Source organism: Moorena sp. SIO3H5, from assembly GCF_010692395.1.
Lineage (GTDB): Bacteria > Cyanobacteriota > Cyanobacteriia > Cyanobacteriales > Coleofasciculaceae > Moorena.
In genome coordinates, this window is the sequence record NZ_JAAHHS010000547.1 from 1 (window position 1) to 4,090 (window position 4,090).

The following is a 4,090-nucleotide window of genomic DNA, read 5'->3' on the forward strand; positions in this document are numbered from 1 at the left end:
TTTGTGTCACCAACGAATACATTATGGAAAGCCCTAGTGATTTGCTTGAGCCGTGATACTTGGAAACTTGTACGTCCGGTTCTGAGGGGGGAAAGGGACAGCGATGTCCCCGCCCTACCCGACTCATGCACAAAAATCCAACCGTGGTAGAAGAATGTCAAAGAATCATCAATAAATGGCTAAATGACATAGGTCTGGAATTAAAACCAAGTAAGACCAAGATAACCCACACTTTTGACGGATTTGACTTCCTTGGATTCAACATTCGACAATATAATGTAGGAAAACACCAGTCAAAACAAGGTTTTAAAACCATCATCAAACCATCTAAGAAGAGTATCAAGGAGTATTACGAACGGCTCGAAACTGAAATCAATAAGCACCGAGCCGCTCCTCAAGCAACCCTAATCGGGAAACTTACACCCATTATAAGAGGATGGTGTAACTACTACAGCTCAGTCTGTAGTAAGGAAACCTACTCAAAAATGGATTATCTACTCTGGAATAAGCTTCAAAGATGGGGATATAGGAGACATCCCAACAAATCAAAAACCTGGGTGAACAAGAAATATTGGGGAACTAAAGTTGAAAAAACCAAAGAGCCCTGGGACGCCCCGAAAATAGATAATTGGGTGTTTATGACCAAGGAGGAAAATTACCTCCCAAAACATGCAAAGACCAAAATAGTCAGACATGTGAAGGTCAAAGATACTCGAAGTCCATTCGACGGCAACCTAATTTATTGGAATACCAGAATGCAGAAACACCCTGAAATGACCAGTCAAAAGGGAAGGCTTTTGAAAAGGCAAAAAGGGGTATGTGCTCATTGTGGCCTCACCTTCAGAGATGGAGATTTGATGGAAAAGCATCACATAATACCACGCTCACTCGGTGGAAACGACTCTGACAAAAATTCAGAGCTACTCCACCTACATTGCCACGATATAAAGCACGGAAAGAAAATCGATTCATCCGAATTAGATACTAATCCGTTCTAGAGGTACCAATGACAATGGTTTCTATGACGAGGAGCCGTATGAAGGGAAACTTTCACGTACGGTTCTGAAGACGAGTCAAAGAGGCGACTCTTCGGCTTAGTTTAATAAAAGAGCCTTGGGTACGGTGGGGCACACCGGAACCTGGATCTTGGATCCAGTAAACGCTTCGGGAGACCTGACCTCTACTGTTCTTGGCTCCGGCCAAGAACAGCAAGTTGGGTCGTTGAGCGAAGAATCCCCGCGTCTAAAGACCGGGGAGTGTCAAAAGTAGTGAATCATGATCTAACCTCTGCCAAAATACTCTCCATTTCTGATAGGTTGAGAGGAACCTGGAGTACTTCTGTATTAAACACAAAGAAAGGAGTACCATTAACTGCCAAGGTCTGGGCTAATGTGATATCGTCCCTAATAGCAGCTTCGGATTCAGCGCTGATGCGATCGCGATTAAATTGCTCAAGATCTAGATTAAGATCTTGAGCGATCGCTAGATACAATTCTTCATCCAAGTTATTTTGCTGCTCAAACAGGGCATCTTCATACTCCCAGAATTTCCCTTGCTGAAAAGCCGCCCAAGCTGCTTGAGCAGCAGGGAGTGCTTGAGCATGAATCTGAGTCAGAGGTAAATGCTTATATACTAAGGTTACCTGATCGGAATGTTTGTCCATAAACTGCTTTATACTTTGGTTAGCTTGGGCACAAAATGGACATTCAAAGTCAGAAAACTCCAACAGCACAACTTTATTTTCCGCCATACCAGTAGTAGGGGAATTCCCAATTATAGATGCTGGCTGTGTCATCATTTGCTGCAAAAATGCTCGCCTGGATTGGGCTAGCTCTTGCTGTTGTTCCTGCTGGTAAGCCTGCACCGATTCTAAAATTACTTCTGGATTATTCCGGATAATGCTTAACACTTCCCCTTCTAGTTTATCAGTGTTAGCAAGGTTGTTGCTGCAACTGCTCAAGGTGAGCAAACAAAGGAATAAGCTAACAATAGCTATGGAAATTCGAGACAACTGTTTCATTTTAAAATATTTACTGTTTACTAGTAATCACCGACTGTTTACTATAGCATTTTTGAGAGTTATCAAGTACAGTCCAATTAAGAACGGCCAGATATCAGTGACATAAGTCCTTTAAACAAAGTAAACCACCATCAGCTTTCCTTAGGGAAGCCATCAACAGGGGAGTTGTTCAACCGTTGTTCAGTTTCAGCATCGTAACTGCCATTCTCTTCAATTCGGTCTGTTGGATTGTTCAGATTCCAAAGTTGCTGGAAAGCAAGGATAGAATTAGCTCGGATGTCAATGGTATTGCTTCCTACATAGTCGAAATGTGGAGCGTCTGTTGGTCCAAGCCATCGCCAGCCATACTTTTCTAGAAAGGGTCTCCAACCCTGATAATCTCGAATATCGAGCGCTAGACCACTCTGATGATTACTTCTAGATGGACGAGCAGCGATTGGAATCCTGCAAAGCTCATCACGCGGAAGGTTCCATAGGACGAGTTGCTGAGCAATAGTGCGATAGGCACTTGCCACAACTAATCGTATGCCTCTTTCATCAATAGCTTGTTGAAGTGCTTGTTTAGCTGGTGCTTGAAGATAGGGCCAAGTAGCTCCGTCCATCTCTACATTCAAATCGTCAAAACTGACCAGGGAATTGGGACGTAAGATATTTAGCCTATCGATGAGTTGTTGATCAAGTCCATGAACCTCAGCCATCCCCTTAGATAATGAGCAGGTAGTAATATCCTTAACTTTTATAGAGGGAGGATCTGGTGGAGGGGATTGAACCCAGTTTACTCCTCCAACTAAAACTAAAATCACTATCCCTGAGGTCACCCAGTAAACTCTAAAAGATTTCGGTTTTTCCCTAGTTAATTCTTGATTATTAGGGAGTAGTAAACGAACTCCAGCAACATGAGCCTGATTACCCCAGCGTCGAATTTTGTCAAATTCAGCTTTTGCCCCCTTCAAATCACCACGAGCAAATCTGGTCATACCACGACCATAAATCAGCAGCTTTTTAAACTTAGATAGGGGCTCGGCTAAGGTTTCTACCACAGCAGCAATCCGGATTAAATCATCCCGGTCGTGCTGATATGCTCGTGATAGGGCTAATCCTAATCCCTTCGCTGATGCTTTTGGTCGAAGATAAGCCTGGGCTGTCCACCGTTGAGCTTTAGCAAATTCCTGAATATCTGGGTCATCGCTTTCTAGTTGCGGCTGGATATAGACTAACAAAAATTCAGATAACTCTTTAATACGCTGTTCACCAAAGTTGTGATTATCTTTGAGATAATTCAGCAGCATCTCCCGGATAGTTGCATCCATTTCATAGATTTCTAATCCCACTTCTTCCCAAAGACCAGAAAACAGTAAATCTGTTACAGCTACCCAAGGAATATCTATCCCTCTCCCCTTGACATCTTGCTGAAAGTTTGCCCAAATACAGTACAACAAGTCAGGGGTAATCGCTAATGGGAGAGCAGCGTGACAAGCTAGTAAAAGATGTGCCTCTCCAAAGCGTTTTTTAAAGGATTTAATCTGTCGCTGGATAGTGTCAGTTTTCATGGTTTCATGTTAGATAGCAAAGGTAACAGGGAATAGGGAACAGGGAACAGGGAGAATAAAATTGAATATAGCTCATTAGTACGAAAAACGCTATATAGTGTTTTTAAATAGATCATGAAAACCAATGCTGACTGATCATGACACCAAAAACTCCTCGGATATCTTGACACTGTTCCCTGTTCCCTTTTTCTATGAATACTATGTTTACATCTCAAATCAACATGTTATAGCGTTTATCATAGCTATAAGCTACACCGAATTGTTTCCCTATTCCCTATTCCCTATTCCCTATTCCCTGTTCCCTATTCCCTGTTCCCTGTTCCCTGTTCCCTAAAACCCAAGACGAAAGTACTTCACCCAAATCAGAATCGTACCCGCAAAACATTTATTGCATTCTGTAAACCTTCGCGACTGAATTCAAACATTGGTACCAAGGGTCTAATCTCACCAGCGGTGGTGCCAGTCCAACGGTTGCAAGGCATGGGATTAAGCCAAGCCATGGCACGCACTTGCTGTTTGA

At 42.8% G+C, this 4,090-nt stretch carries 4 protein-coding genes and 1 pseudogene; 3 read left to right on the plus strand and 2 right to left on the minus strand.

Annotation, left to right across the window (positions count from 1 at the left end; genetic code table 11):
- The first annotated feature begins 143 nt into the window (after positions 1-143).
- Together F6K52_RS33235 and F6K52_RS33240 are read left to right on the plus strand one after the other, a co-directional pair.
- Positions 144-998, plus strand: coding sequence for a group II intron maturase-specific domain-containing protein (locus F6K52_RS33235; protein WP_293088921.1), 855 nt, complete (start codon positions 144-146; stop codon positions 996-998).
- Positions 999-1,104: 106 nt separating this feature from the next.
- Positions 1,105-1,269: pseudogene (locus F6K52_RS33240) on the plus strand (transposase); the annotation flags it as partial.
- Positions 1,270-1,273: 4 nt separating this feature from the next.
- Here F6K52_RS33240 and F6K52_RS33245 read toward each other — a convergent pair.
- Together F6K52_RS33245 and F6K52_RS33250 are read right to left on the minus strand one after the other, a co-directional pair.
- Positions 1,274-2,020 carry a thioredoxin domain-containing protein gene (locus F6K52_RS33245; protein WP_293088923.1) on the minus strand — a complete coding sequence of 249 codons (747 nt, stop codon included), beginning with the start codon at positions 2,018-2,020 and terminating at the stop codon, positions 1,274-1,276.
- A gap of 131 nt (positions 2,021-2,151) precedes the next feature.
- Positions 2,152-3,570 (minus strand): M15 family metallopeptidase, encoded by a 1,419-nt coding sequence (locus F6K52_RS33250; protein WP_293088925.1) that lies wholly within the window; start codon positions 3,568-3,570, stop codon positions 2,152-2,154.
- 124 nt (positions 3,571-3,694) lie between these two features.
- Between F6K52_RS33250 and F6K52_RS33255 the strand changes: the two genes are divergently transcribed.
- Positions 3,695-3,904: a hypothetical protein gene (locus F6K52_RS33255; RefSeq protein WP_293088927.1), complete on the plus strand. Its 210-nt coding sequence runs from the start codon at positions 3,695-3,697 to the stop codon at positions 3,902-3,904.
- The last annotated feature ends 186 nt before the right edge of the window (positions 3,905-4,090 follow it).

Bases quoted from the DNA above. Each gene is read 5' to 3' on its own strand.
- F6K52_RS33250 (WP_293088925.1), bottom strand. From the start codon at position 3,570: ATGAAAACTGACACTATCCAGCGACAGATTAAATCCTTTAAAAAACGC.
- F6K52_RS33245 (WP_293088923.1), bottom strand. From the start codon at position 2,020: ATGAAACAGTTGTCTCGAATTTCCATAGCTATTGTTAGCTTATTCCTT.
- F6K52_RS33255 (WP_293088927.1), top strand. From the start codon at position 3,695: ATGCTGACTGATCATGACACCAAAAACTCCTCGGATATCTTGACACTG.